Origin of the sequence: Rahnella woolbedingensis, from assembly GCF_003602095.1 — a bacterium.
Classification (GTDB): Bacteria; Pseudomonadota; Gammaproteobacteria; order Enterobacterales; family Enterobacteriaceae; genus Rahnella; species Rahnella woolbedingensis.
In genome coordinates this window covers 32,918-58,610 of sequence record NZ_RAHH01000019.1, presented here as the reverse complement: position 1 = coordinate 58,610, position 25,693 = coordinate 32,918, and the positions used below count along the sequence as shown (strand labels likewise).

General features: G+C 53.3%; 22 protein-coding genes. 9 read left to right on the top strand and 13 right to left on the bottom strand.

Annotated features, from left to right (window positions below; genetic code table 11):
* Positions 1–14: 14 nt before the first annotated feature.
* Positions 15–155, bottom strand: a complete 141-nt coding sequence (gene rpmH / locus D6C13_RS16370) for a 50S ribosomal protein L34 (RefSeq protein ID WP_009637487.1) — start codon at positions 153–155, stop codon at positions 15–17.
* 695 nt (positions 156–850) lie between these two features.
* On the opposite strand from rpmH, the gene dnaA reads away from it, so the two are divergent.
* The 6 genes from dnaA to D6C13_RS16330 all read left to right on the top strand — a co-directional run bounded on the left by dnaA (position 851) and on the right by D6C13_RS16330 (position 9,126).
* Positions 851–2,242, top strand: a complete 1,392-nt coding sequence (gene dnaA, locus D6C13_RS16355; protein WP_120133775.1) for a chromosomal replication initiator protein DnaA — start codon at positions 851–853, stop codon at positions 2,240–2,242.
* Between the two features lie 4 nt (positions 2,243–2,246).
* Positions 2,247–3,347, top strand: a complete 1,101-nt coding sequence (gene dnaN / locus D6C13_RS16350; RefSeq protein WP_120133774.1) for a DNA polymerase III subunit beta — start codon at positions 2,247–2,249, stop codon at positions 3,345–3,347.
* A gap of 9 nt (positions 3,348–3,356) precedes the next feature.
* The gene (gene recF, locus D6C13_RS16345) at positions 3,357–4,445 is read left to right on the top strand and encodes a DNA replication/repair protein RecF (RefSeq protein ID WP_120133773.1); all 1,089 of its coding nucleotides are present in this window, start codon (positions 3,357–3,359) and stop codon (positions 4,443–4,445) included.
* A gap of 19 nt (positions 4,446–4,464) precedes the next feature.
* Positions 4,465–6,879, top strand: coding sequence for a DNA topoisomerase (ATP-hydrolyzing) subunit B (gene gyrB, locus D6C13_RS16340; protein ID WP_120133772.1), 2,415 nt, complete (start codon positions 4,465–4,467; stop codon positions 6,877–6,879).
* Positions 6,880–7,021: 142 nt separating this feature from the next.
* Positions 7,022–7,837: a sugar-phosphatase gene (yidA, locus tag D6C13_RS16335; protein ID WP_120133771.1), complete on the top strand. Its 816-nt coding sequence runs from the start codon at positions 7,022–7,024 to the stop codon at positions 7,835–7,837.
* A gap of 26 nt (positions 7,838–7,863) precedes the next feature.
* Positions 7,864–9,126, top strand: a complete 1,263-nt coding sequence (locus D6C13_RS16330; RefSeq protein ID WP_120133770.1) for a YidR family protein — start codon at positions 7,864–7,866, stop codon at positions 9,124–9,126.
* 41 nt (positions 9,127–9,167) lie between these two features.
* Here the strand turns inward: D6C13_RS16330 and D6C13_RS16325 are convergent, their stop codons facing one another.
* Entirely contained in the window at positions 9,168–9,545 is a 378-nt protein-coding gene (locus D6C13_RS16325; protein WP_120133817.1) for a YceK/YidQ family lipoprotein, read from the bottom strand.
* A gap of 407 nt (positions 9,546–9,952) precedes the next feature.
* On the opposite strand from D6C13_RS16325, the gene ibpA reads away from it, so the two are divergent.
* Positions 9,953–10,363, top strand: coding sequence for a small heat shock chaperone IbpA (gene ibpA / locus D6C13_RS16320; protein ID WP_112287226.1), 411 nt, complete (start codon positions 9,953–9,955; stop codon positions 10,361–10,363).
* 141 nt (positions 10,364–10,504) lie between these two features.
* Positions 10,505–10,939 carry a small heat shock chaperone IbpB gene (gene ibpB, locus D6C13_RS16315; RefSeq protein WP_120133769.1) on the top strand — a complete coding sequence of 145 codons (435 nt, stop codon included), beginning with the start codon at positions 10,505–10,507 and terminating at the stop codon, positions 10,937–10,939.
* A gap of 70 nt (positions 10,940–11,009) precedes the next feature.
* Here ibpB and D6C13_RS16310 read toward each other — a convergent pair whose 3' ends face one another.
* The 11 genes from D6C13_RS16310 to D6C13_RS16260 all read right to left on the bottom strand — a co-directional run bounded on the left by D6C13_RS16310 (position 11,010) and on the right by D6C13_RS16260 (position 23,424).
* Positions 11,010–12,263, bottom strand: coding sequence for a valine--pyruvate transaminase (locus D6C13_RS16310; RefSeq protein WP_120133768.1), 1,254 nt, complete (start codon positions 12,261–12,263; stop codon positions 11,010–11,012).
* 131 nt (positions 12,264–12,394) lie between these two features.
* Positions 12,395–13,375 (bottom strand): glyoxylate/hydroxypyruvate reductase GhrB, encoded by a 981-nt coding sequence (gene ghrB, locus D6C13_RS16305; RefSeq protein ID WP_120133767.1) that lies wholly within the window; start codon positions 13,373–13,375, stop codon positions 12,395–12,397.
* A 37-nt stretch (positions 13,376–13,412) separates the two neighbouring features.
* Positions 13,413–14,693 carry an MFS transporter gene (locus D6C13_RS16300; protein ID WP_120133766.1) on the bottom strand — a complete coding sequence of 427 codons (1,281 nt, stop codon included), beginning with the start codon at positions 14,691–14,693 and terminating at the stop codon, positions 13,413–13,415.
* Positions 14,694–14,740: 47 nt separating this feature from the next.
* Entirely contained in the window at positions 14,741–15,490 is a 750-nt protein-coding gene (locus D6C13_RS16295; RefSeq protein ID WP_120133765.1) for a sugar phosphate isomerase/epimerase family protein, read from the bottom strand.
* A gap of 213 nt (positions 15,491–15,703) precedes the next feature.
* Positions 15,704–16,738: a LacI family DNA-binding transcriptional regulator gene (locus D6C13_RS16290; protein WP_120133764.1), complete on the bottom strand. Its 1,035-nt coding sequence runs from the start codon at positions 16,736–16,738 to the stop codon at positions 15,704–15,706.
* 68 nt (positions 16,739–16,806) lie between these two features.
* Entirely contained in the window at positions 16,807–18,093 is a 1,287-nt protein-coding gene (locus D6C13_RS16285) for an MFS transporter (RefSeq protein WP_120133763.1), read from the bottom strand.
* Between the two features lie 58 nt (positions 18,094–18,151).
* Positions 18,152–20,278: an alpha-galactosidase gene (locus D6C13_RS16280; RefSeq protein ID WP_120133762.1), complete on the bottom strand. Its 2,127-nt coding sequence runs from the start codon at positions 20,276–20,278 to the stop codon at positions 18,152–18,154.
* 137 nt (positions 20,279–20,415) lie between these two features.
* Positions 20,416–21,426: a LacI family DNA-binding transcriptional regulator gene (locus D6C13_RS16275; RefSeq protein WP_120133761.1), complete on the bottom strand. Its 1,011-nt coding sequence runs from the start codon at positions 21,424–21,426 to the stop codon at positions 20,416–20,418.
* 102 nt (positions 21,427–21,528) lie between these two features.
* Entirely contained in the window at positions 21,529–22,191 is a 663-nt protein-coding gene (locus D6C13_RS16270; RefSeq protein ID WP_120133760.1) for an OmpA family lipoprotein, read from the bottom strand.
* Between the two features lie 220 nt (positions 22,192–22,411).
* Complete coding sequence (locus D6C13_RS16265; protein WP_120133759.1) at positions 22,412–22,855, bottom strand: N-acetyltransferase; 444 nt, start codon at positions 22,853–22,855, stop codon at positions 22,412–22,414.
* Positions 22,852–23,424: a DNA-3-methyladenine glycosylase I gene (locus tag D6C13_RS16260; protein ID WP_120133758.1), complete on the bottom strand. Its 573-nt coding sequence runs from the start codon at positions 23,422–23,424 to the stop codon at positions 22,852–22,854. Before D6C13_RS16260 ends, D6C13_RS16265 begins: the two co-directional genes overlap by 4 nt.
* 192 nt (positions 23,425–23,616) lie before the next feature.
* On the opposite strand from D6C13_RS16260, the gene D6C13_RS16255 reads away from it, so the two are divergent.
* Positions 23,617–25,623 (top strand): autotransporter outer membrane beta-barrel domain-containing protein, encoded by a 2,007-nt coding sequence (locus D6C13_RS16255; protein ID WP_120133757.1) that lies wholly within the window; start codon positions 23,617–23,619, stop codon positions 25,621–25,623.
* Positions 25,624–25,693: the final 70 nt, after the last annotated feature.

Here is a 25,693-nt window from a genome sequence, read left to right as displayed (position 1 = left end):
TAGGTTAGCTTTTATTACTTAGAAGCTGACAGACGGGTACGGCCTTTCGCACGACGGCGAGCCAGAACCTGACGACCATTTTTGGTGGCCATACGAGCACGGAAGCCGTGGCTACGGTTGCGCTTCAATACGGACGGTTGGAAAGTGCGTTTCATGGCGATTTCTACCTAAACTTAAATTATTACTGATCAGTAAACGCGAAGACATTTCGGCGAAAAAACGACCGGTGCCTTTGTCGCAACATATAAAGAAGCGGGATTGTAATAACTGTACAGTCCTGAGTCAATTTACATTGCCAGAAATGGTTCAAGTGTTTACCAGAATTGCCCGTGGTCACACCGCAATATCCATCTGGTTATGACCATCAGGAGCACAGGCTTCACACGTAGGGCTGAGGATTATACGGACTCTGCCGTAAATCGCAAGGATCCTCGTGTGATCCTTATCCACAGGGCTGAGATCTTTCTCTCAGTCTGACGATATTTAGCTCAGCGGACTCCTATTTTTTCACCAGAGTGATGATTACATCGCCTAATTTTAAAAGGATCGGCTAAGCTTACCCACTTGCCGATCGCTGCCTGTGGATAAAAAGGATCTAAACTGTCAGGAAGGGGAGGATCTCTGTGTCGGATTGCGTTATGATCCGCCATTCCGATCGCGATCCCGTCTGGGGCGCTGTCGACCAAAACCGCAAAAAGCGGTTCGCACGTGACTTTACGCCACTGACAGGGTGGTGAGAGAAATTTCCCCCTTCCCCTTATACAGGCAGGCGGGACGTGTGCCAAAAATCATGATTTAAAAAATATCCTGATCCTTTTCTTTTTTGATACTTGTTCGAGTGGAGTCCGCCGTGTCACTTTCGCTTTGGCAGCAATGTCTTGCCCGTTTGCAGGATGAACTACCTGCCACAGAATTCAGTATGTGGATACGCCCCCTACAGGCGGAACTCAACGACAATACGCTGGCGCTTTACGCCCCGAATCGTTTTGTCCTGGATTGGGTTCGTGACAAATACTTAAACAATATTAACGGCTTGCTCAACGATTTCTGTGGGACGGATGCTCCGTTGCTGCGTTTTGAAGTTGGCAGCAAACCGGTAATTCAGCGCGTCAGTCAACCTGTTGCGGCCAACGTCAGTTCTCAGTCTGCGCCCGCTATTCCGCGTCTGGCGCCATCACGTCCAAGCTGGGACAGTTCGCCTGTTCAGCCCGAGCTTTCATATCGCTCAAACGTCAATCCCAAACACACTTTTGATAACTTCGTAGAAGGTAAGTCTAACCAACTGGCCCGCGCGGCGGCGCGTCAGGTGGCGGACAATCCGGGCGGCGCGTACAACCCGCTCTTCCTTTATGGCGGCACCGGTCTGGGTAAAACCCACTTATTGCATGCGGTCGGCAACGGCATCATGGCGCGTAAAGCCAATGCAAAAGTGGTGTACATGCACTCCGAGCGTTTTGTTCAGGACATGGTCAAAGCCTTGCAAAACAACGCCATTGAAGAGTTCAAACGCTACTACCGTTCTGTCGATGCGTTGCTCATCGATGACATTCAGTTCTTTGCTAATAAAGAACGTTCTCAGGAAGAGTTTTTCCACACCTTTAATGCCCTGCTGGAAGGTAATCAGCAGATCATCCTGACCTCAGATCGTTATCCGAAAGAGATCAACGGTGTTGAAGATCGTTTGAAATCGCGTTTTGGCTGGGGTCTGACGGTGGCGATCGAGCCGCCTGAATTAGAAACCCGCGTGGCGATCCTGATGAAAAAGGCCGACGAGAACGATATCCGTCTGCCGGGCGAAGTTGCCTTCTTTATTGCTAAACGTCTGCGTTCTAATGTGCGTGAGCTTGAAGGTGCACTGAACCGCGTGATCGCCAATGCCAACTTTACCGGCCGTGCGATCACCATCGACTTCGTTCGTGAAGCGCTGCGTGATTTGTTAGCGCTTCAGGAGAAGCTGGTCACTATCGATAATATTCAGAAAACAGTGGCCGAATATTATAAAATCAAGGTCGCTGACCTGCTTTCCAAACGGCGCTCCCGTTCGGTAGCCCGCCCACGCCAGATGGCGATGGCGCTGGCGAAAGAGCTGACCAACCACAGCCTGCCAGAAATCGGCGATGCGTTCGGTGGTCGGGACCATACCACGGTGTTGCACGCCTGCCGTAAAATCGAGCAGTTGCGTGAAGAAAGTCACGACATCAAAGAAGATTTCTCCAACTTAATCAGAACATTATCTTCCTAGCGCTATGAAATTTATTGTTGAACGTGAGCATTTACTGAAACCACTGCAACAGGTCAGTAGCCCGCTGGGTGGACGACCGACGTTGCCTATTCTGGGTAACCTGTTATTACAGGTGACGGATGGCGCGTTGTCGCTGACCGGGACGGATTTGGAAATGGAGATGGTGGCGAAAGTCGCGCTGTCTCAGCCACATGAAGCGGGTGCTACTACGGTACCGGCGCGTAAATTCTTTGATATCTGCCGTGGACTGCCGGAAGGCGCGGAAATTTCCGTCGCTCTTGATGGCGACCGCATGCTGGTAAAATCAGGCCGCAGCCGTTTCTCGCTGTCGACCCTGCCGGCAACAGATTTCCCTAATCTCGACGACTGGCAAAGCGAGGTGGAATTCACCTTGGCGCAGGCCACGTTGAAACGTCTGATTGAAGCCACGCAGTTTTCCATGGCGCATCAGGACGTTCGTTACTATTTAAACGGCATGCTGTTCGAAACCGAAGGTGAAGAACTGCGTACTGTTGCGACCGACGGTCACCGTCTGGCCGTGTGCTCTATGCCAATCGGCCAGTCCCTGCCTTCACATTCGGTGATCGTACCGCGTAAAGGCGTGATGGAACTGGTGCGTCTGCTTGACGGCGGTGACACCACATTGCAGCTGCAAATCGGCAGCAACAATATCCGTGCTCACGTCGGCGACTTTATCTTTACCTCCAAACTGGTTGACGGTCGTTTCCCTGACTATCGCCGCGTATTGCCGAAAAATCCGGACAAAACGCTGCAGGCTGGGTGCGATTTGCTCAAACAGGCGTTTGCCCGTGCAGCGATCCTGTCCAATGAAAAATTCCGCGGCGTGCGGTTGTATGTCAGCCATAACCAGCTGAAAATTACCGCGAACAACCCGGAACAGGAAGAAGCAGAAGAAATTCTGGATGTCGGCTACGAAGGCACCGAAATGGAAATCGGCTTTAACGTCAGTTACGTGCTCGATGTGCTTAATGCGCTCAAGTGTGAAGACGTTAATCTGCTGCTGACGGACTCGGTCTCCAGCGTGCAGATCGAAGACGCAGCCAGCCAGTCGGCGGCGTACGTTGTCATGCCGATGAGGCTTTGATCTGAATTAATGGCCTTAACGCGCTTACTGATAAAAGATTTCCGCAACATCGAGGCGGCGGATTTAGATCCGTCGTCCGGTTTTAACTTTCTGGTCGGACCCAACGGCAGCGGTAAAACCAGCGTGCTCGAGGCGGTTTATACGCTCGGGCATGGCCGCGCTTTTCGCAGTTTGCAGGCGGGCCGCGTTATCCGTCACGATCAGCCGGAGTTTGTTCTTCATGCCCGTGTGGATGATGGCGGCGATCGCGAATTGTCGATTGGCCTGAGCAAAAGCCGTCAGGGCGACAGTAAAGTGCGCATTGATGGCAGTGACGGCCACAAAGTGTCTGAACTGGCGCAGATGCTGCCGATGCAACTTATCACACCCGAAGGTTTCACTCTGCTCAATGGCGGGCCGAAGTACCGTCGGGCGTTTATTGACTGGGGTTGTTTTCATCACGACCCCGGTTTTTTTATCGCCTGGAGCAACCTGCGACGGTTACTCAAGCAGCGCAACGCCGCGCTGCGACAGGTGAGTCGTTATGCGCAAATTCGTGCCTGGGATCAGGAATTGATCCCGTTAGCCGAGCGCATTAGCGAATGGCGGGCAGCATACAGCGACGCGATCGCGGCTGATATCAGCGCGACCTGTGCGCAATTCCTGCCTGAATTCGCCCTCAGTTTTTCTTTCCAGCGTGGATGGGACAAGGAAACGGAGTACGGCGAGTTGCTGGAGCGTAATTTTGAACGCGACAGAGCCTTAACTTATACCGCATCAGGCCCGCATAAAGCGGATTTCCGCATTCGTGCCGACGGCACGCCGGTGGAAGATTTACTGTCCCGTGGACAGCTGAAGTTACTGATGTGCGCGCTGAGACTGGCGCAGGGTGAGTTCCTCACCCGACAGAGCGGGCGGCGTTGCCTGTATCTTCTTGACGATTTTGCCTCTGAGCTGGACGCCGACCGACGTCGGTTGCTGGCCGATCGCCTGAAAGCCACCCAGGCACAGGTTTTTGTTAGTGCGATAAGCGCTGAGCAAGTGACCGATATGATGGGTGAAAAGGGCAAGATGTTCCGCGTGGAACAAGGTAAAATAGCCGTTCTATCACAGGACTAAAAATGAGCGAGAAACGTTGATGTCGAATTCTTATGACTCCTCAAGTATCAAGGTATTAAAAGGGCTGGACGCGGTGCGTAAGCGCCCCGGCATGTATATCGGCGATACCGATGACGGCACTGGTCTGCACCACATGGTATTCGAGGTTGTGGACAACGCTATCGACGAAGCCCTCGCGGGCCACTGTAAAGAGATTCAGGTCACGATCCATGCGGATAACTCTGTTTCCGTACAGGATGATGGTCGTGGCATTCCGACCGGTATTCACGAAGAAGAGGGCGTTTCTGCTGCCCAGGTCATCATGACCGTTCTTCATGCCGGCGGTAAATTTGACGATAACTCGTATAAAGTCTCCGGCGGTCTGCATGGCGTGGGTGTTTCCGTCGTTAACGCCTTGTCGGAAAAACTGGAACTGGTTATCCGCCGCGAAGGCAAAGTGCATAGCCAGACTTACGTGCACGGCGAGCCTCAGGATCCGTTGAAAGTGATTGGCGATACTGACGTGACCGGTACCACGGTTCGTTTCTGGCCGAGCTTCAATACCTTCACCAATCACACTGAATTCGAGTATGACATTCTGGCGAAACGCCTGCGTGAACTGTCATTCCTGAACTCCGGCGTGGCTATCCGCCTGCTGGACAAGCGTGATGGTAAAAACGATCACTTCCATTATGAAGGCGGTATCAAAGCTTTCGTGGAATATCTGAACAAAAACAAGACCCCAATCCATCCGACCGTGTTCTATTTCTCCACGGTAAAAGATGACATTGGCGTTGAAGTGGCGTTGCAGTGGAACGATGGTTTCCAGGAAAACATCTACTGTTTCACCAACAACATTCCTCAGCGCGATGGGGGGACTCACTTAGCCGGTTTCCGTTCGGCGATGACCCGTACCCTGAATGCGTACATGGATAAAGAAGGCTACAGCAAAAAATCTAAAATCAGCGCCACCGGTGACGATGCCCGTGAAGGCCTGATTGCTGTGGTGTCTGTGAAGGTTCCGGATCCTAAGTTCTCTTCCCAGACCAAAGACAAACTGGTTTCTTCGGAAGTGAAAACGGCCGTTGAAACGCTGATGAACGAAAAACTGGTGGATTACCTGATGGAAAACCCGTCAGACGCCAAAATCGTTGTCGGTAAAATCATCGACGCGGCGCGTGCCCGTGAAGCGGCGCGTAAAGCCCGTGAAATGACCCGTCGTAAAGGCGCGCTGGATCTGGCTGGCTTGCCAGGCAAACTGGCGGACTGTCAGGAACGCGACCCGGCACGTTCTGAACTGTATTTAGTGGAAGGGGACTCAGCGGGCGGCTCTGCAAAACAAGGCCGTAACCGTAAGAACCAGGCGATTCTGCCGTTGAAAGGTAAAATCCTCAACGTTGAGAAAGCGCGCTTCGACAAAATGCTCTCTTCTCAGGAAGTGGCAACGCTGATTACTGCACTCGGTTGCGGCATTGGCCGTGACGAATACAACCCGGACAAACTGCGCTATCACAGCATCATCATCATGACCGATGCCGACGTCGATGGTTCACACATCCGTACTCTGCTGCTGACCTTCTTCTACCGTCAGATGCCTGAAATTGTTGAGCGTGGCCACGTGTTTATCGCACAGCCACCGTTGTACAAAGTCAAAAAAGGCAAGCAGGAACAGTACATTAAAGACGACGAAGCGATGGATCAGTACCAGATTTCCATTGCGATGGACGGGGCAACGTTACACGCCAACGCCCATGCGCCAGCCCTGGCGGGTGCACCTCTGGAAAAACTGGTGGCTGAACATCACAGCGTGCAGAAAATGATTGGCCGTATGGAACGTCGTTATCCGCGTGCGCTGCTCAATAACCTGATCTATCAGCCGACCCTGCCGGGTGCTGACCTGACTGATCAGACAAAAGTTCAGGCCTGGATCGAATCGCTGGTGGCTCGCCTCAATGAGAAAGAGCAGCACGGCAGTTCTTACAGCGCGATCGTGCGTGAAAACCGCGAGCATCAGCTGTTCGAACCGGTTCTGCGTATCCGTACGCACGGCGTCGATACTGATTACGATCTGGATGCAGACTTCATTCAGGGCGGCGAATACCGCAAAATCTGTGCGCTGGGTGAACAGCTGCGCGGCCTGATCGAAGAAGATGCCTTCATCGAACGTGGCGAGCGCCGTCAGCCAGTGACCAGCTTCGAGCAGGCGCTGGAATGGCTGGTGAAAGAGTCCCGTCGTGGTCTGTCGATTCAGCGATACAAAGGTCTGGGCGAAATGAACCCTGATCAGCTGTGGGAAACCACGATGGATCCTGAGCAACGTCGCATGTTACGTGTGACCGTGAAAGACGCCATTGCCGCTGACCAGTTGTTCACAACGCTGATGGGCGATGCGGTTGAACCGCGCCGCGCCTTCATCGAAGAGAACGCCCTGAAAGCCGCCAATATCGATATCTGATAACGGCATAGGCTGATAAAGAGTCCGAAACGGGAAACCGCTTCGGACTTTTTTTTCGTCTGTACGAACCCGCATTCTGACTGGCTTTAAAGCAGGTAATCGCGATAGCATTGAGGAAGATTTCTTAAACTCTGAGGATGCTATGGCTATTGAATTAATTGCAATTGATATGGACGGGACGTTGCTCAATCCGCAGCATGAAGTGACACCTGCCGTTAAAAAAGCGCTGTCAGAAGCACGGGCGAAAGGTGTGCAAATCGTTCTGGCGACCGGGCGTCCGTTCGTCGGTGTGCAGCGTTATCTGATGGAACTGGATTTACAGCAGGACGGATGTTACTGCATCACCAACAATGGTGCGCTGGTGCATAACGCGAAAGATGGCAGCGTGATTGCCGAAGTATCCCTCAGAATTGAAGATTATCACTACTTTGAGAAACTGGCGCGTGACCTTGGTGTGCATTTCCATGCACTGACCAAAACTGACCTGTTTACTGCCAACCGCTTTATCAGCAAATACAGCGTCCATGAATCCTTCACCACCGGCATTCCATTGCAATTCTGTCCGGCAGAAGAAATGGATCCGGCGCTGACCTTCCCGAAAGTCATGATGATTGATGATCCCGAACTGCTCGAGCGGGCCATCAGCAAGCTTCCGGATGAAGCCAGAGAACGTTATACCATTATGAAAAGCTCGCCGTATTTCCTGGAAATCCTCGATAAACGCGTTAATAAAGGCGAAGGCGTAAAAGTGCTGGCAGAAAAACTGGGCATCGCACGCGAAAGCGTAATGACACTGGGCGACCAGGAAAACGACATTGCTATGCTGGAATACGCCGGAATTGGCGTTGCAATGGGTAACGCGCTGGACAGCGTCAAAGCCGTCAGCCAGTTCGTGACGAAAACTAACACCGAAGACGGTGTGGCGTTTGCGGTTGAGAAGTTTGTTCTGAACGTCTGAGTTGGCAGAAAAGGAACCTCACCGCCATGGAAAAACAATTAACCTCTGATGCCCGCGGGCATCAGCTTACCAACATCAACGTCTGGACGCCGGACAGCCAGTGGCTGGTGTATGACGTGCGTCCGCATGGCGGCTCTTTTACCGGCTCAACCATTGAGCGAGTCAATGCGGTGACCGGTGAGACACAAGTGATTTATCAGGCAAAAGACGGCGCACACGTGGGTGTGGTGACTGTCAGCCCGGATGAGCCCGCCCGTTATGCGTTTATTCATGGACCGGAAAATCCGGATGTCAGCTGGCAGTATGATTTCCACCATCGTCGCGGCGTTATCGTGTCAGAGCCCGCGTGTGAAAAGGCGGTGACGCTGGATGCGATGGATATCACCGCGCCTTTTACCGCCGGTGCTTTACGCGGCGGCACGCACGTTCACGTTTTCAGTCCGGACGGTTCGCGTCTGAGCTTTACCTATAACGACCATGTTTTGCATGAGCGTGACCCGGTGCTTGACCTGCGCAATGTGGGTGTCGCCCTTTCCGGCCATCCCGTGATACCACCGAAGCAGCATCCGCGCGAATATGATGGCAGCCATTTCAGCGTACTGGTCAGCGAAACAACGCCAAATCCTCAGCCCGGCAGCGATGACATTAACCGGGCTTACGAGGAAGGCTGGATCGGGCAGGAAGGTTACGCAAAATCCGACGGCACACGTCAGCACCGAGCGCTGGCCTTTATTGGCGACACACTTTCAGGGGGCGGCGAAAAGCATCCCGAAATCTTTGTGGTGGATTTGCCACACAACGATGCGGATTATCAGCGTGCCGGTGATAAACCCTTGCAGGGCACGCCTGATACGTTGCCTGCGCCACCGGCAGGTGTAAAACAGCGCCGTATTACCTTCACCGAAAAGGGCATAGCCCTGCAACCGCGTCACTGGCTGCGGGCGTCACCGGATGGCGCACAGATTGCGTTTCTGATGAAAGATAAAAACGATGTGGTTCAGGTCTGGACGGTCTCACCCAACGGCGGCAAACCGGTGCAAATCAGCCATTCTGAAAGCGGAATTCAGTCGGCATTCAGCTGGAGTCCTGACGGAAAATCGCTGGCACTGGTCTGCGATCACAGCGTAATGCGTCTTGACGTTGAAAGCGGAGAAATGCAGCGGTTAACGCAGCGAACGGAGATTGCACCTTGCGCAGATGCTGTGGTGTATTCACCGGATGGCAGCAAAGTGGCGTTTATGCGTCAGTGCGGGGGGGTCGCTCAGATTTTCGTTACCGGGGTTCTGTAACGGTATTATCAAACCGGCCTGTTGCGGCCGGTTTTTTACGCTTATTTTTTATGCGTCGACGATTTGTGGCCGCGATCGGAGGTGGTCATTGGCGGCACGTGGTCGATGTCCACGCCATTGCTCAGCGCAATGTTGTGTTCTTCACTGGCTTTGACGCGATCGCGCGTCGTCACTTTTCCGCTGCGGAAATAATCGTACGGCAGCAATACCGTATCCAGCAGGGCGCTGAACGGTAAATCGATGAGCAGCAGAGGCGTCATCGCCCAGCTGGTATCATCGCTTTTCATCATATTCACATCAGCACGTGCGCCTGAATAATATCCGGTGTCTCCGCCGGTGTGGCTCATCACGCTGGAACAACCGCTCGTCGCTAAAAAAACACATCCTGTCATCAGCGGCGTCAGTGCAAATTTCATCATGTTAGAACTCATCTTATGCTGTCAGTCTGAGTTTTTAAGTCAAAAATGACTTATACCACTCAGCAAAAAAAATTAACAAAGCAAGCTGTAGCTCTGTGGCTGCGATCCCATTAAGTGTAATTACTATTTGAAATCTTGCAGAAAACCGCCTGCATTCCCTGTTATTTCACTTCTGCCTGTCGTGTGTTTTTGCCATCAGGCTGTCAAAAATTTCCTGATTTTTTTGTTTTTACTGGCTTGAAAAAATTCCTTTCGTCTCCATTTTTACTGTACGACGCAGGAAGAGATACGCCGGAAGGGATCTCGATCCGCGATTTATGACAAACCGCTGGATCCGTCGCTGGCCTGTCCAAATGGAAGGCTATGACTATTAAAAAAGCACTCGCTGAATATCAGGAGAAGCAGTAATGCGCAATTTTGATTTATCCCCGTTATACCGTTCTGCCATTGGTTTCGACCGTTTATTTAATCTTATCGAATCGGGTCAGAATCAGGGCGGCGGCTATCCCCCATATAATGTCGAGCTGGTTGACGAAAACCATTACCGGATTGCTATCGCGGTAGCCGGTTTTGCCGAGTCGGAGCTGGACATCACGGCCCATGACAACATGCTGGTGGTCAAAGGCGCGCATGCACCGACTGAAACCGACCGCACGTATTTATATCAGGGCATCGCTGAGCGTAATTTCGAACGTAAATTCCAGCTGGCGGAACATATCCAAATAAAAGCCGCCAATCTGTCGAACGGTTTGTTGTATATCGATCTGGAACGCATTGTTCCTGAAACATCCAAACCGCGTCGTATCGAAATTCGTTAATCCAGCGGATGCTTTTCCCTTAACCCAGGGTATTGACCGCCAGAAAATGAAAAAGTTTAGGCTCGCCGTCAGGGAGCTGCGCCGTCACGCCGAAAACGGATGACGGAATCATAAATCTCGCTTCAAAGAAGGAGTTATACCATGCGTAATTACGATATTTCCCCATTACTGCGTCAGTGGATTGGTTTCGATAAATTAGCCAGTTCAATGCAGGGCGCCGATCAGGCTTTTCCTCCCTACAATATTGAAAAGTCTGATGACAATCATTATCGCATTTCACTGGCGCTGGCCGGTTTCCAGCAGAGCGAGCTGAATATTGAAGTTGAAGGGCCGCGCTTAACTGTCAGCGGTACGCCTGCTCAGCCGGAAGCTAAAGTGGAATATCTGCATCAGGGGTTAGTGATCAAGCCTTTCACCCTGAGCTTCACACTGGCGGAACATATGCATGTTTCTGCGGCAGAGTTCGTCAACGGATTGCTGCACATCAGTCTGGTGCGCGATGTGCCGGAAGCGTTGCAACCGCAGAAAATTGCGATTGGTACTGAAAAACCGGCGCTGGAAAACCAGTCCGCATAAAACAGTCAGTGTAAATAAGAAGGGGAGGACAGATGTCCTCCCCTTTTTTTATCTTTTGAACGTAGCGGTATTACTGATTTTCCGCGTGTGCTTTTTCCACTTCTTCCGCCAGAATTTTCACACCGCGCTCGATCTGTTCAGCATCAGGCACGTAGTTCATGCGCATACACTGATGCGTGTGCGGCCACGGATGTTCCAGCCCCGGGAAGAAATAATCGCCCGGCACCATCAGAACACCGCGCTGCTTAAGGCGCTGATACAGCACTTCGGTGGTGATCGGCAAATCTTTAAACCACAGCCACAGGAAAATCGCGCCTTCCGGTTTGTGGATAAGACAACGTTCTTCCGGCAGATAACGACGCAGTGTGGCGATGGTTTCCTGTACGCGCTGGAAATAGAACGGTTTGATTACTTCTGCGGAAAGGCGCAGTAAATCGCCGCGCGCAATCATCTCATGGGCAATCGCCGGCCCGACGCTGCCCGGAGACAGACTGATGATGCCATTCATATTACTGATCGCCTTGATGATTTTCTCATCGGCAATCACGATACCGCAGCGTGAGCCTGGCAGGCCGAGTTTCGACAGGCTCATACACAGGATGATATTCGGGTTCCACAGCGGCGTTGCGTCAGTGAACACGATGCCGGGGAACGGCACGCCATAGGCATTGTCGATGAGTAACGGAATATCTTTCTGCTGTGCCAGTACATCGAGGCGGATCAGCTCTTCGTCGGTAATCACGTTACCCGTCGGGTTGGTCGGACGGGAAACGCAGATCAGGCCGATATCATCGGTAATGTTCAGATGATCGAAATCGACGTGATATTTGAACTGGCCTTCCGGCAGTAATTCGATGTTCGGCTTGGCCGAAACAAACAGATTTTCGTCCAGCCCGGCGTCGGCATAACCGAGATACTCCGGTGCCAGCGGGAACAAAACTTTGGACATACTGCCGTCGGCGCGACGCCCGGCGAACAGATTGAATAAATAAAAGAAGGCACTCTGGCTGCCGTTGGTCAGCGCGATATTTTGCGCATCCAGCTGCCAGCCGAGCTCTTTCTGTAACATCTCTGCCAGCGCATGACGCAGAACGTCTTTGCCCTGCGGGCCGTCATAATTGCACAGCGCTTCGGTCAGCTTGCCGGCGGCCAGCATTTCCGACAGCAGGGTCTGGAAATAATCCTGCATCTCAGGAATTTGAGCCGGATTGCCCCCGCCCAGCATGACAGCGCCAGGTGTGCGTAAACCGTCATTCATATCGCCCATCAGGCGTGTGATGCCTGAAAAACGGGTAAATTTGTCACCGAAAGCAGAAAACGTCATAGAAAGCTTTGTATGTTATCGAAATGTGTCGTCCACCATAACGCCTGCGGGAAAACAGTGCAATCGGACCACCTGGATTTGAATTTCTCATTCCCTTTCTGTTGACGATGAAAGGGAACGAGAAGGGAGGATTATTTCTTCAGAACTTCAGGGTTCACGCAGAATTCTTTCACGTCGCCTTTCAGGGCGGCGATCAGGTTATCCACCGCGCAGGCCGCCATGTCGTAGCGGGTTTCGTGCGTGGCAGAACCGATATGCGGAAGCGCTACCACGTTCGGCAGTGTCAGCAGAGCAGAATCTTTTGGCAGCGGCTCAGTCTCGAACACGTCCATCCCTGCGCCATAAATCGTACCGGCTTTCAGCGCTTCAATCAGCGCCGGTTCATCAATAACCGGACCACGGCCTGCGCTGATCAGAATGGCACTGGATTTCATTTTTGCCAGCTGTTCTTTGCCAATCAGATGGAACGTTTGTTCGGTCATTGGCAGCAAAATACAGACGAAATCAGACTCCTTCAGTAGCTCGTTCAGCTCGCATTTACGGGCACCAAACTTCTCTTCTGCTTCTTTGTGCTGGCTGCGTGCGTTATACAGAATCGGCATGTCGAAACCGAAATGCGCGCGTTGTGCCAGCGCCAGACCGATACGTCCCATGCCGACGATGCCCATGGTTTTATGGTGTACATCAATGCCGAACCAGTCAGCGCCAATGTTATCGTTCCACTCACCGGCTTTCACACGCTCGGCGACATTCACCACGCGGCGTGCGGTAGAAAGCACCAGCGCCATCACGGTATCCGCTACCGTATCAGTCAGCGCCGTCGGCGTATGCATCATCGGGATTTCGCGGCGGGTCAGTTCAGCCACATCAAAATTATCGTAGCCGACGGAAATGGTAGAAACCGCACGCAGGCGCGGCGCATGGTCAAACAGCTCTTTATCGATTTTTCCGCCAGAACCCAGCAGGCCTTCTGCGTTTTGCAAAGCATCAAAAACCTCAGCACGGTTTTTGTCGGTGATGCCATCGAATTCGGTAATAGCAAAATGCTCTTCAAGACGTTGATGCAAATCGGCAGGCAGTTTTTTGTACAGAACAATTGACGGCTTATTCATTACAAACTCCAACTCTTCAAATGAGTATTTTCAGATTTCAGGTTAAGGAAACATTTCCTTTCGGTTTAATTTCAGCTTTGCGCGGTCGGACTAACAGCGTTAATCCGGCAGACAGCAGCAGCGAGACGGCCATAAAAATAAACGAGGCAGCAGGACTGCCGGTGTTGCCATTGAGGTAACCGACAAACCACGAACCAAAGAACGAACCGAGTGCGCCGAGGCTGTTGATTAACGCCATGGCTCCGCCGGAAACATTCTTCGGCAGCATTTCAGGAATGATGGCAAAGAACGGACCATACGGGGCATACATTGCCGCAGCTGCGACCACCAGTAAACTGTACGAAAGCCAGAAATTGTTTGTGCCAGCTGCCCAGGAGCCAAAGAACGCCAGGGCGCCGACCAGCAACAGTGGCCAGACAAACAGTTTACGGTTTTGCATTTTGTCCGATGCCCATGAGACCAGAATCATCGCAATGGTGGCCGCCAGATAAGGCCCTGAGGACAACCAGCCCGCTTCGACCATGCCCATGGATTTACCATCACGCAAAATCGACGGCAGCCAGAGCACAAAGCCATACACGCCGATGCTCCAGAAGAAATATTGCAGACAGAGGAGGATCACATTTCTCGAGCGGAAGGCTTCGCGGTAACCGCCCACGGCCTGAATATCTTTCTGTTCTTTTTCCAACTGCGCGGCCAGGTCTTTTTTCTCCTGCTCACTCAGCCAGCTGACTTCTTCGGGTTTATCTTTGACGCTGAACCACCAGATAATCGCCCAGATCACCGCCGGAATACCTTCAAAGATAAACATCTCACGCCAGCCAAACGATTTGATCAGATAGCCGGAAAGCACCGACATCCAGAGCACCGTCACCGGATTACCCAAAATCAAAAACGTATTGGCGCGCGAGCGTTCGGATTTCGTAAACCAGTTGCTGATGTAAACCAGCATGGCGGGCATCACCGCGGCTTCCACCACACCCAGCGCAAAGCGGATCACCGCCAGCATCGGGATATTCGTCACCACGCCGGTCAGTGAAGCAAAGCCTCCCCACAGCAATAAGCACCAGAAAATCAGCTTCTTAACGCTGCGTCGCTCGGCATAAATCGTGCCGGGGATCTGGAAGAAAAAGTAGCCGAGGAAAAACAGGGCACCCAGCAGGGATGACATGCCTTTGGTAATGTGAAGATCATCATTGATACCGGCCGCCGACGCGAAACTGAAGTTTGAGCGGTCGACATAGGCCAGACTGTAAGTGATGAACACGATTGGCATGATGTACCACCAGCGGCGCGAGGCCAGTCTGGACTTGTTCATAACGGTATCTCCTGATAATGCCTCAGCTTTCCCCGCATTGGTGCGGATCAGCCGCGTAAAACGTCAACGTAATGGCGCGTCACGGCGGTCAAATCATCCCCTTCAAGCGGGAATTCAATGCCGCGCGGGACATCCTGAGGCAACATTTTCAATAAAGGTTCCCAGCTGCCATCGCTGTTATCGAGCGCCACGGCGTGCCATTTCCCGGCACGTTTTTCCGCTGCTTTCACATGCACATAACCGACATGACGGGCCAGACGTTCAGCGGCAATCGCCGGATCCTGTCCGACCCACAGCCAGTTGGCCATGTCGAAAGTCATACTCAATGGCAAATGCAGGGATTCTGCGGCAAACATGAAGGCATTAATGCGCGACAGAATTCCACATTCCGGGGTCTGATCGTTCTCCACTACCAGTTTCACCGGGCTTGATGCCAGCACCACCTTCAGCGGTGTCAGATCCTGGCCCGGCTCAAATTCACCGAGAGAAAACTTAATCGTGCGGGCATTCAGAATGCGCGCCTCTTCAAAATATTGTGGTGCATCAGGATTAAGCTCGCCACCTGCCACAAACAGCGGGAAGGGCACCGAGTACACCGCAAACAAGCCGTGATGCTGAATTTTCTCCGCCAGCGCCGGTAACGAATCCAGCTCCTGCGGGGAGAACAATTCACGCCGGATTTCCACGCCATCGGCCTGTGCAGCGGCAATGACGGGGAGCAGTTCTGCCTGACCACCGAGGTCTTTCACCACGCTGTTGCCGTAGGCGGCGGTGACAATGACGATTTCTTTTTTCATGAACGTTTTTCCTGTGAGGGCGGGTTGCCAGGAAGGTGAGGCAATCTTTTCGCCACCTCATTTTAGTCAAGCAAATGAGATATCGTGCTGTTGTTAACGTTTTGTTTCGTTTTATACAACCTAGTTGGAACCGGTTCCAGACGACAGAACAAAAGCCCGAAAATATGATCCCGCTCACGAAGAACGGGCAGGAAATCGGAGAAGTAAAAGGGATCAGCGTGCTGCGGTGGAACCGCGCGCAACGAGTTCGCCGGAAAACTCCAGGTCTTTGACCGGCTCAGTATTGCCCTGAATGCGAGTCACCAGTTGGCGGAGTGCCGCCACGCCCATGTCGTAAGTCGGTTGTTTGAGCGTCGTAATACCTACACCCGCCAGATCGGCCCACACCAGTTCATCGAAACCGGATAAACCGATGTCCGGCCCCCAGCGCAGATTCAGCCGCTGCATGGCGCGCGCCACCTGTAACGTCAGTGCGCCGTTCACGCACATCACGGCTTGGGGTTTATCCGCATGCCGCGCCACAAAATCACGCAGCAGATTATCCAGCCCTTCGGTGTCATACAGCTCAATTTCCCCCTGTTCGCCGGTCAGTTGCGGGGATTGCTGCATACGTTGCAGGAACGTGCGCAGGCGGTCGAAACGGGTATTGACGGTGGCGGGTTCGCTGACGAAAAGCAGTGCCTCGAAACCCTGCTGCACGAGGTGATCGGTCATCATCTGCGTGGCTTCAACGTTTTTCAGGCCGATGACGTCACAGGCGAAGTTTGCGACTTTACGGTCGATCAGCACCATCGGTAAATTGGCCTGTTGCAGCGTGGAAATCGCCGCTTCGCGCATGCCCACGGCGTTCACCACAATGCCGTCAACGCGGTAACTGCTGAGCAATTGCAGGTAATGCTTTTCCTGATCCAGTTCGTTGTTGGTGTTACACACCAGCAGCGTCAGCCCTTCCTGACGGCAGGCGGCTTCAACGCCACGCATCACATCGACAGAATAGGGATTGGTGATATCGGCGAGGATCAGCCCGATAAGACGTGTCTGACCGCTCTTCAGACTGCGCGCCATCTGGCTTGGCTGATAATCGAGCAGGGAGATCGCCCGTCCGATGCGCTCTTTCAGCGCATCGGACAGCAGGTGTTGTTCACCGTTGAGATAACGTGAAACGCTGGTCTTACCCGTTTTGGCGGCGCTGGCGACGTCACGTATCGTGGCGCGAACCGTCACGCCCGGTTCCTGTTTTTTACTCACAGCCTTTCTCTCCTCATGCTTGTCCCACGCAGACTAGCACAGAGTGCCGAAAGGCTGCATCCCGTAAGTCAGCGCAAACCTTCTGCCGTTTGTACGCCAGAAACTGCTTCGGTCTTCGGTCGGCTGCTCAGGGTAAAGGCCGAAATGACCGTCACGCTAAAGGCAATACCGCCGAGGATCAGATAGGTATCGCTGAAACCGATGCGGTCATACAAATTACCGGCGAAAGCCGAAAGGAAAATCGCCGCCAGTTGTTTGGCGAAGTTAAACCCGATCAGATAAATGGTCGCGGAGAACCGGACATCAAAAATCTGCGTGATGTATTTGAACACGCCCACCAGCAGGAACGGGACTTCCAGCGCGTGCAGCATTTTCAACAAAATCACTTCAATGGCCGTAGTCGCGAAGGACGAACCGACAATACGGATCGACATAATCGTGCCCGCCAGCAGCAGCGTATTTTTCGCGCCGATGCGGTTAATAATCCACGGCGAACAGAACATAATCAGTGCGTTACACAGTTCACCGGCAGTCGTGACGTAGCCAAACATTTCCGTGCCCTGCTGCGGGGAAGCAAAGAAGGTTTTGAAGAACGTCGCGAACTGCTGATCGAATACGTCATACACACAGGCCACGCCGATGACATACAAAATCAGCATCCACAGTTTGCGTTCTTTCAGCAATAAAGCCGCCGTTTTCAGCGAAAATTGCGGCTGATTGGCACCGAGTTTATCCAGCACCTGCGCATTTTTGTTTTCCTGCGGACGAGAAAACAGCAGCAAAATCATCAAAATGATCGCCGCGCCGGAGCCCATCCAGAACACGATGTCCGGATTGATGTTAAACAGCACGCCTGCCGTTGAGGCGCATATCCCCCAGCCGAAACAACCGAACATCCGCGCTTTGCCGTACTCAAATGAACTGTTGCGGCTGACCCTTTCAATGTAAGCCTCAGTCGCGCCTGAACCGCCCGCAAACACGAAGCCGATATACGCGCCACCGAGAATGGCGCCGAGCACGATATTGAGTTTTAACAATGGCGCGAAAACGTAGATGAAGAAGGGGGCGAACAGAAACAGCAGCACGGCGATGATCCACAACAGGTGTTTCTTCAGGCCAAGCTTGTCAGAAATGATGCCGAAAATCGGCTGAAACAGAATGGCAAACAGCGACATGCTGGAAAACACGATGCCGGTTTCCGTTTTGCTCAGGCCGATCACATCAGAAAGCCAGATCGGTAAAAACGGATAACAGGTGGCCATAATGAAGAAATAGAGGAAGAAATAGCTGCCAAATATCCAGAAGTTAGTATTTTTTTTATAGAAGCAACGATCGGAAGTTTGTGTAGGATTCATAGTGATTTCCTTGCCGAAACCATGAAAACCGGCACTGTCGTACCGGCGTTTTTTGGTGTTATCTGATTTCTTCGAAGCCCAGAAGCAGGGCACTTTCCGGATCCAGCACCGGCAACGCCAGCCCGGCATTCGCCAGCCATTCACCGCTCAGCACCGGCGATTCATGCAACCACGCCGGTTGCACGCGCATGGTGTGACCGCTGCCACCACCTTTGAGTAATACCGGTTCGTCGAGCACCGTCACACGATAACGTGCATCCGCTTTCAGCCCCGGCACGCGTAGCGCCCCAGGCAATGACCAGGTGGGCATCGCCAGTTGACTGACCAGAAATACAGCCTGATCCCCGTTTTCACTGACCACGCCGTTAATCAGCACCGTCTCGTCATGCGTATCCACGCGGTATACGTCGCCGCTGTGCAGTAACGGGCGCAGCTGCTGATGAAGACGGGTATATTTCGCAAAACCGGCACGCTCGGCTTCGCCCTCTTTCACCGGATCGAGCTCAATGCCCATATGTCCGAAAAGCGCCGTGAGGCCGCGAAATTCAATACTGTGCTGGCGTGAGGTGGCGTGGCACAGCTTATTGCCGATGTGCGAACCCATCACTTCCGGCGGGAAGAAGTAGCTCATACCGCGCTGAATTTTCTGTCGCTCCAGCGCGTCATTGTTGTCCGACGTCCAGAAGCGGTGGCTGCGTTTCAGTACTTCATAATCGATGCGGCCACCGCCGGACGCGCAGGATTCAAACTCAATCTGCGGGAAGCGTTCGCCCAGCACATCCAGCAGACGGTAGAACTGCTGCGTTTGTGCCGTCGGTGCTGCGCGGCCATCGTGCCCCGGCTGGACGATTTCACGGTTCATGTCCCATTTCACGTAATCCACATCGTGTTCGCCCAGCAGCCAGCTCATGCGTTCTGCCAGATAATCAAAGACCTGCGGATTGCTCAGATCGAGCACGAACTGATGACGCCCGCTCGGTTGCTGATAACCGGGCAGCGCCAGCAGCCAGTCCGGGTGAGCACGATACAAATCCGAATGCGGGTTAATCATTTCCGGTTCGACCCAGATACCAAATTCCATACCCAGTTTTTTGACGTGGCTGATGACCGGAGTGAGGCCGTTGGGATACTTTTTCTCATCGAGATACCAGTCGCCCAGCGCGGCGCGGTCATGACAGCGTCCGCGGAACCAGCCGTCGTCGATAATGAAGCGTTCAACGCCTAACGCGGCAGATTCTGTCGCCATCTGCATGATGTAGTCAGGATCGTGATTGAAATAGATGCCTTCCCAGGTATTGAGATGTACCGGACGCGGTTTTTCAGCCGGGAACCGTAAAATCTGCTCACGGACAAAGCGGTGGAATTGCTGGCTCATGCGGTTCAGCCCTTGCGCGGAATAGCTGGCGTACAACCACGGGGTTTCCAGGGTTTCGCCCTGTTCGAGGCGCTGTTCGCCCGGAAAATACAGTGCTTCGGCCTGTATCAGACGGCGGCCGTCGGTTTTGATGTCAGCGCGCAGGCGGTGGTTGCCGCTCCAGCCCAGATGCATGCCCCAGACTTCGCCCTGTTCTTCGCTGAAACCGGGATGACCGATCATCATTGCCGGGAAATATTCGGAAGACGTTTTGCCGCGGCGGTTTTCCTGAATGATGCCGCCGTGATCCAGCAGCCTGCGGTGTGGCTGAAACTCTTTGATCCAGCGGCCATGAAACGCCATCACTTCGGCGGCGCGCTCCGGCAGCGGCAGCGTCACGGCCAGTCGTGTCACCTGATAGGTGCCGGGTTTAAGATTGGTCAGCGCATTTCGTGCCTGCAAAACCCCGTTATCATCCAGGCGCAATTCGCTGCGAAATTGCAGACCCGCAATCGCGTCTTCGGTTGTGATGAGGAGCTGATTTTCGTCGTGCCTGACCTGCGTGGTATTGAATACCGGCGACCAGTCCTGCCCGTTACGATGGCCTTCCATGCCCGGCGTGCCGAAAGAACCACGCCCGGAATCGACGCTGAAATTCACCGGTGCCTCCACATCAATCCGGCCATTGGGCACGGCGCGGTTCAGCGAAATGACGTCATCCTCTGAAAACTGACTGAGGCGGTTTCCCCAGTAAAGAATTTCGGCGTAAGGCGTACAACGGACGATCAGGCTGGTCTGCCCGCCGGTTAAATGAACAATCTTGTTTTCCATATAGTCACTGCTCCAGACAAATATTTGCGCTGATAACACGCGATCAGGTGGAGTAACTATTGATCCGAAACGTTTCGGATTGGAAATGCGAAGATGCAAATTTGTGATATAGGGTGAAAAAATAGTCTGAGGGGAATTTATAACTTCGGTGGATGTGCGGTAACGCCCGCCTGCAATTCGGGTTGCCAGAGAACCTGCAAATTTTTCAGCGGTTCGTTGCGGATCAGTGCCATCGTCATCGTGGCGATTTGCAGTCCGACCGCTTCACGCGTGCCCTGTCGGACGGCGGTGACGGCCACATCGGGCACGCTGTCACACGGCAAACCGTCAAAGATAATCAGGGAAACGCCGCCGTTGAGCAGCAGTCCGGCTTCATGCAACGCCAGCGCCGCGCCTTCGCCATGCATATTACAGTCGCAGACAATCGCCGTCGGGGGCACCGGCAAAGCCAGCAGCGCCTGCGTGGTCTGATAACCGGCGCGACGACTCGGGCTGATTTTATGCACGTATTCAGGATGATGTGGCAGCGCATTTTCACGTAATCCGTCGAGATACCCCTGAAAGCGCTGACCGATAAACGATTGCTGATTGTTTTCACCCAGAAACGCGATGCGCTGATGCCCGAGAGCCGCGAGGTGATCGACCGCCATTTGCATACCGGCGCGGTTATCGAAATCAAACCAGGCGTAATCCTGCGTCAGACAGCCGCTGCGCCCGAGCGCCAGAAACGGAAAATTACGCTGCTGTAAATCCAGCAGCCGCGGATCGTTATCCAGCGTATGCGCCACCAGCATGGCATCGACGCGTTTGCTTTCGATGAGTCTGCGCCACGAAAACGTGCCCAGTTCATCCGGCACCAGCAGTAAATCGATTTCATATTTTGCCAGTTCGCGGGTGATACAGCCGACCATTTCGATAAATGCGGAATTGCTTAACGGATGAGAAGTGAAGGGGAAAATGAGGCCAACGGCGTCGATCTTACCCATCTTTAACCGGCGGGCGAGAGTATTAGGCCGGTAGCCGCGCAAATCTGCCGCCGCCTGAACCCGGGCTTTGGTGTCCGCTGAAACGTCATCGTACCCGTTCAGCGCACGGCTGACGGTGGTGACAGAGAGACCGAGATCTTTCGCAATGGCTTTCAGAGACATACTGGCATCCGTTACACAGGGGAGAAGGCACGTGGCGGCAGAATATCACAAACGCGAAAACGGAGCCGAATGGCTCCGCTTTTATCAGGGGCAGGACGAAATTTATTGCAACGGGCTGAGAGTGATCTCGACGCGACGGTTCTGCGCTTTGCCTGCTTCGGTGCTGTTGGTGGCAATCGGATTGTCGGGGCCTGCGCCGGTGGTGTGTACGCGGCTGCCTTCAACGCCCTGAGTGATCAGTGCGCTGCCCACGCCGTCAGCACGTTGCTGCGACAGCTTCATGTTGAGCGCGCGGGTACCGGTGCTGTCAGTGTAACCGACAACGTTCACGGCAGTTTTCGGATACTCTTTCAGTACCATCGCCACGCCGGTCAGCGTGTTAGCGCCCGCCGGTTTCAGCGTGCTGCTGTTGGTGTCAAACGTCACGTTGTTCGGCATGTTCAGCACGATGTTATCGCCCTGACGGGTAACGCTGACGCCGGTGCCTTTCATTTTGTCGCGTAGTTTAGATTCCTGCACATCCATGTAATAACCTGCACCGCCACCCAGTGCGGCACCGGCTGCAGCGCCGATCAGCGCGCCTTTGCCGCGATCGTGTTTGGAGGAAGACAGCATCCCGACGCCTGCGCCGAGCGCGGCCCCAATACCTGCGCCAATGCCGGATTTCCCTGCTTCTGATTCGCCGGTGTAAGGGTTAGTGGTACAGGCTGACAGGCCCATGGTGACGCAAAGCGCGCCCGCAACCACAAGTAATCTTTTGCTCATCTTATTTCCTTCAGGATGTTTTTATTAAGAACTTTACCGCTGCATTATGACTGCCTGCTTTCCAACAAGTTGCACAGAAAAAGGTGTCAAAACATAAACAAATGCAACGGGAGGACATCAGTCCTGTGGCGTTCTGGCGCTCTTTATGCGCAATTTTGCGGTGTTAAGCAGTAGGAGAATTCCGGATATCCCTTTTTGTATTTTTACGCATTTCAGGAACTTATTCAGAAAGTGGCTGGAACCAGCGCAGGATATAGGTCGGTAAGTCAGTGCCGGGATGGCGGGTGCGGGCGGAGAATACAAACTTTTCTTTATGATAGAACGCAACAGCGCGATGGTTTTGCTGATAGACCTCAAGCAGCAGCACCGGATATTCGTCTTTAGCCGCCGCCATCAGACGCTGCGCGGTACCGTCGCCGTAGTGAGATTCTTCGACAAACAGCGCACCGATAAACTGCTGATTCAGCACGCCGATAAATCCACAAATTTCATCATTTGCATCGCAATCCACCCAGACGCGGGCTTTGGGCAGAAAATCTTCTCTGACCATTTGCAGGCTTTCAATCCAGTAAGAATCGGCAATAAAAGGATGGGAAAGTAATGAGCTGCGCAGCCAGAGCATCAAAATGGCTTCGGTATCGCCCGGTTGCGCAGCGCGGATCATGACGGCTGATTCGCAGGATGGCAGAAGCAATATGACTGATGATCGTTCACCAGTCCGGCGGCCTGCATGAAAGCATAACAAATCGTGGAGCCGATGAATTTAAAGCCTTTCTTTTTCAGCGCTTTGGACATCGCATCAGACACCACTGTTTTTGCCGGTACGCCTTCCGGGCCGAGGGGATTATTGATGACCGGCTGGCCGTCAACAAAACTCCAGATGAATTCAGAGAAGCTTTCACCGCTGGCTTCCATGGCCAGATACGCCTGTGCATTGCCGATAATGGCTTTGATTTTACCGCGATGGCGAATGATACCGGCGTCGAGCACCAGACGTTCCACATCGTCATCGGTCATTTTCGCGATACGTTTGGGGTCAAAATTGTGGAAGTTCTGACGATAATTCTCACGCTTTCTCAGCACGGTTATCCATGACAGGCCGGCCTGCTGGCCTTCGAGGCACAGCATTTCAAACAGTTCGCGGCCATTCTGAACCGGGACGCCCCATTCTTTATCGTGGTATTCGAGGTAAACCGGCTCTTTCGAAACCCAGCTGCATCGGGTAGTCGCCATTATGTTGTCCTTATAAGAGGCTTAAATGCGTGGCGTCAGTGTGTGGCTTCTCGGATAACTCTGCAACGTCGCAATTTCTCAACCTCTGCCTTGACGCTGGTCGGATCTGAACAATATTTAAAGCCACTCATTACGTAATCCTTACGTTAAATCCTAGCGTGACCACGCCGATTTTTTAGGGAAATCACACTTATGACCGGCAAAAAAATTTCTGTCCTGCGGCTGACCAGAGGGGCTTTCGCGGTGGTGCTGTGTCTTGGCATACAGACAACGGCACAGGCTTACGATCAGCTTTATGTTTTCGGCGACAGTCTCAGTGATACCGGCAATATTGGCCGCTGGACTTATGACAGCAATATCCATCCGCTGTATGACGAAATTCTGGCGAAAAACATCGGTACGACATTAACGCCTTCTTCACAAGGCGGGCTGAACTATGCCGAAGGCGGCGGCGTTGCGGTGCCGGGTCTGGATTCTGACTATACCACGCAGGATCAGGTCAAAAATTATCTGGCATCTACAGGCGGAAAAGCCGATCCGAACGGGCTGTATATTCACTGGATTGGCGGCAATGATTTAGCGGCGGCAGCGCTAAGCCTGAACCCGGTCACTGCGTTGCAGATTACGACGACCAGCGCCGCGCAAGCCGCGTCACAGGTGAATGATTTACTCAAAGCCGGAGCGGGAACGGTTGTCGTGCCGACGGTGCCCAATATCGGACTGACGCCGGTGCTGATGGAAAGTGTGATTCAAATTGGGATGCAGTCGGCGCAACAACAGGCTCTGGAAGCGGCGTATACCTATCTGAACGCACAAAATACGCCCAATACCGATGCGCGCACTGTAGCGATTCATAACGCACTGGCCGCTGCTGCGGTGGAAGGTTCACGAATTCCGCTGGTGCAGGACACCATCGCCAAAGGTCTTATTGCGGCCTATGACGTGCTGAAAGTGGCGGCGGGCGGCCTGACCGATACGTACAACACCACCGAGGATATCGCGCTGGCGAAAACCGGCGGTAATATTGCGCGCGTGGATATCAACGGGCTGTTCAATGAAGTGGTGGCGGATCCGATGATGTACGGATTTGCCAATACGGCGGGCACTGCCTGTCCGGTCGGCACATCGGCTTCGGAATGCACATCAAACCTGCCGGGTTTTGACGCCAGTAAATCCTTCCTGTTTGCCGACCATTTCCACCCGACGCCGCAGGCACATGCACTGATTGCGCAATATATGCAGTCAGTACTCAATGGTCCGCTGGAAGTCACCGCGCTGAATCAGGGCTCGCTGGCGCTGGCGCGTAATACGCAGGGTTTGCTCGACAGTCATTATCAGCAACTGCGCACGCAGGATAACGACGCCGGAACCTTCGGCATGTTTGGCGGTTACGCCGGGCAAAGCGCCGACAGTAAATTCAGTCCATCACTTGGATTAGGCGATGGGGAACTGACGTCTAACTCACTGAATATCGGCATGGATTATCAGTTGACTGAGCGCTGGCTGATGGGGTTGATGGTTTCCGGTTCGGACGATAAGCAAGATCCAACCGATAACTACAGTTACCGCACCCGTGGCAAAATGGCGACGTTCTTTACCGACATCAAAATCGCCGAAAACGGCTGGATTAACGGCGATATGCACTATGGATCGCTTAACTATGACGACATCAAACGCCGCATCACCCTCGGCCCGACGACCCGCACCGAGCGTGGTGAAACTGACGGTAAACAGATGGGCTGGCGGGTCACGGCGGGCTGGGATTTTCCAATCCTGCCGGTACTTAAAACCGGGCCAGTGGTGCAATACAGCTGGGATTACAGCACCGTAAATGGTTATCGCGAAGACGGCGACGCCAGTACCTCGATGCGTTTTGGCGACCAGAGTTCCCATTCGCAAATAGGTGCACTGGGCTGGCGTCTGGACTCGCAGCTCGGCATCGTCAATCCCTATGCGCAGGTCACCTACGACCGCCAGTTCGGTGACGATACTTACACCGCCACCGGCGCAATCAAATCTACCCGCACGCAGTTCAGCCGCACCACCGGCGAGCAGGACAACGACTGGGTAGATATGACCGCAGGCCTCAACGTGCAGATTACCCACAGCGTCTCGGCCTTTGCTGCCGTTTCGCAAACCACCGGTCTGGATTCCGGCGAACAAACTTCTTATAACGCCGGGATCAGTGCCCGGTTCTGACGGCAAAAGGGGTTATCTGCCCCTTTAACTTTCCGAAAATTTGCGCCGAAACTTAAACACTGCCTCTCCG

Excerpts from the sequence above, each read along its gene's own strand:
- rpmH (WP_009637487.1), bottom strand. The coding sequence starts at position 155 with ATGAAACGCACTTTCCAACCGTCCGTATTGAAGCGCAACCGTAGCCAC.
- dnaN (WP_120133774.1), top strand. The coding sequence starts at position 2,247 with ATGAAATTTATTGTTGAACGTGAGCATTTACTGAAACCACTGCAACAG.
- recF (WP_120133773.1), top strand. The coding sequence starts at position 3,357 with ATGGCCTTAACGCGCTTACTGATAAAAGATTTCCGCAACATCGAGGCG.
- gyrB (WP_120133772.1), top strand. The coding sequence starts at position 4,465 with ATGTCGAATTCTTATGACTCCTCAAGTATCAAGGTATTAAAAGGGCTG.
- yidA (WP_120133771.1), top strand. The coding sequence starts at position 7,022 with ATGGCTATTGAATTAATTGCAATTGATATGGACGGGACGTTGCTCAAT.
- D6C13_RS16330 (WP_120133770.1), top strand. The coding sequence starts at position 7,864 with ATGGAAAAACAATTAACCTCTGATGCCCGCGGGCATCAGCTTACCAAC.
- D6C13_RS16325 (WP_120133817.1), bottom strand. The coding sequence starts at position 9,545 with ATGATGAAATTTGCACTGACGCCGCTGATGACAGGATGTGTTTTTTTA.
- ibpA (WP_112287226.1), top strand. The coding sequence starts at position 9,953 with ATGCGCAATTTTGATTTATCCCCGTTATACCGTTCTGCCATTGGTTTC.
- ibpB (WP_120133769.1), top strand. The coding sequence starts at position 10,505 with ATGCGTAATTACGATATTTCCCCATTACTGCGTCAGTGGATTGGTTTC.
- D6C13_RS16310 (WP_120133768.1), bottom strand. The coding sequence starts at position 12,263 with ATGACGTTTTCTGCTTTCGGTGACAAATTTACCCGTTTTTCAGGCATC.
- ghrB (WP_120133767.1), bottom strand. The coding sequence starts at position 13,375 with ATGAATAAGCCGTCAATTGTTCTGTACAAAAAACTGCCTGCCGATTTG.
- D6C13_RS16300 (WP_120133766.1), bottom strand. The coding sequence starts at position 14,693 with ATGAACAAGTCCAGACTGGCCTCGCGCCGCTGGTGGTACATCATGCCA.
- D6C13_RS16295 (WP_120133765.1), bottom strand. The coding sequence starts at position 15,490 with ATGAAAAAAGAAATCGTCATTGTCACCGCCGCCTACGGCAACAGCGTG.
- D6C13_RS16285 (WP_120133763.1), bottom strand. The coding sequence starts at position 18,093 with ATGAATCCTACACAAACTTCCGATCGTTGCTTCTATAAAAAAAATACT.
- D6C13_RS16280 (WP_120133762.1), bottom strand. The coding sequence starts at position 20,278 with ATGGAAAACAAGATTGTTCATTTAACCGGCGGGCAGACCAGCCTGATC.
- D6C13_RS16275 (WP_120133761.1), bottom strand. The coding sequence starts at position 21,426 with ATGTCTCTGAAAGCCATTGCGAAAGATCTCGGTCTCTCTGTCACCACC.
- D6C13_RS16270 (WP_120133760.1), bottom strand. The coding sequence starts at position 22,191 with ATGAGCAAAAGATTACTTGTGGTTGCGGGCGCGCTTTGCGTCACCATG.
- D6C13_RS16265 (WP_120133759.1), bottom strand. The coding sequence starts at position 22,855 with ATGATCCGCGCTGCGCAACCGGGCGATACCGAAGCCATTTTGATGCTC.
- D6C13_RS16260 (WP_120133758.1), bottom strand. The coding sequence starts at position 23,424 with ATGGCGACTACCCGATGCAGCTGGGTTTCGAAAGAGCCGGTTTACCTC.
- D6C13_RS16255 (WP_120133757.1), top strand. The coding sequence starts at position 23,617 with ATGACCGGCAAAAAAATTTCTGTCCTGCGGCTGACCAGAGGGGCTTTC.